At 36.7% G+C, this 1,876-nt stretch carries 1 protein-coding gene; it reads left to right on the top strand.

All coding sequences use genetic code 11. The features are described from left to right. Positions 1–39 precede the first annotated feature (39 nt). A complete protein-coding gene (locus tag AB3X49_RS22290) occupies positions 40–1,833 on the top strand; it encodes a Xaa-Pro dipeptidyl-peptidase (protein WP_002168207.1) in 1,794 nt (597 codons plus the stop codon). Positions 1,834–1,876 lie beyond the last annotated feature (43 nt).

Raw genomic sequence — 1,876 nt, 5'->3', positions numbered from 1 at the left:
ATGTATAGTAAAAGAAGGAATATATGGGGAGGGAAGGGCATGAGGAAAAAGAAATTAGCAATAACACTTTCAGCTATATTATCTTTAACAATTACTTCAGGAGTTTCTAGTATGACTGCACATGCAGAAAATGAAGGGAGCTCTGTAAAAGGGAGTGATATTAAGTTAAATGGTCAAGTTTCAGAAGCTTTAACTCCAAACACAAAAATTCAATTGGAAAATGGGATGACAAAACCAATCTATTCTCTTGATGAAGCAATTATTGAAAATTTATTTGTAGAGACAGAAGTCGATAGTGATAGAGATGGTAGGAAAGATCGAGTATCGATTAAAGTTATGCGTCCAAAGACAGAATCAAATGTAAAAGTTCCTGTTATATATGAAATGAGTCCATATCGATCTGGATTAAAAGATGTGCCTGTTTATAATGTTGATGAAGAATTGTATGCGTATGAAGGAAAACCGTATGGGGCAGTTAATCTTGGGTCGTATGGTAATTATTATGTCCCGAGAGGATATGCAGTTATTTTAGGCGAAAGTATCGGAACTGGAAAATCAGATGGATGTCCGACAACTGGAGATGAACAAGAAATACTAGGGACGAAGTCTGTCATTGATTGGGTAAATGGGCGTGCAAAAGCATATACAGAGGATGGTAAGGAAGTAAATGCAAATTGGTCTACGGGAAATGTAGGAATGACAGGAGTTTCTTATAATGGTACGTTACCGAATGCTGTCGCAACGACAGGAGTGGAAGGGTTAAAAACAATTATTCCAATCGCAGCGATTAGTAGCTGGTATGATTATTATCGTGCAAATGGGGCGGTTATTGCGCCAGGTGGATATCAGGGAGAAGATACAGATAATATGGCAGAAGCAGTACTAACAAGAAAGAACCCTGAAGTTTGCGGGCAAATTATTAAAGAACTAACAGCTGGACAAGATCGTAAAACAGGCGATTATAACGATTTTTGGGATAAACGTAACTATGTAAAAGATGTTAAGAATGTGAAGGCTAGTGTGTTTGTTGTTCACGGTTTAAATGATTGGAATGTAAAAACGAAGCAGTTCGCACAGTGGTGGGAAGCTCTTGGCAAAAATAATGTTCCTCGTAAAATGTGGTTACATCAAGGTGGACATGGCGGAACATCAAGTAATAACTGGCAACAAACCCAAAATAAATGGTTCGATTATTGGTTATATGGAATTGAAAATGGAATTATGGATGAACCGATGGTAGATGTACAACGTGAAAATAAATCGTGGCAAAAAATAAAAAATTGGCCAGATCCAGCAGCTGTACCATCAAAAGTCCGTATGTATTTAAGTAATAAAGCAGTCAATCTACCATTAAGTATGGGATCAGTAAACAATGTTTTCTCATTAGTAGATGATGCTAAAATAAAGTCAAATCAACTAGTAGAAAACCCTGAGTTAGAAATAGCGAATCGATTAGTATATACAATGCCTGTACTGCAAAAAGATATGCGAATAAGTGGTACGCCTAAAATTTCAATAACAGGAAATATTGATCGATCTGTTTCAAATTTAACAGCTTTACTTGTTGATTATGGCGGAGCGAGGCCTGAAATTGTAACGAGAGGTTGGATGGATCCGCAAAACTTAAATAGTATAGAAAATTCAACAGCGATTCAACCTGGTAAAGATTACACATTTACATGGGACATGCAGCCAGATGATTATGTATTTAAAGCAGGGCATCAAATGGGGGTCGTTTTAATCGCAAGTGATTATGATTATACAATTAGACCGAAAGCAGGAACGAAGCTAACGGTGAAATTGAGCGAAGTGACATTGCCGATTGTGAAATAAATAGTTTTTGATAAAGAGCTTACTATAGTAAGCTCTTTGTTTA

This window comes from Bacillus sp. C30 (assembly GCF_040838255.1).
Lineage (GTDB): Bacteria > Bacillota > Bacilli > Bacillales > Bacillaceae_G > Bacillus_A > Bacillus_A mycoides.
The sequence above is the reverse complement of the archived record's forward strand: the minus strand, read 5'-3'. Positions and strand labels throughout refer to the sequence as shown.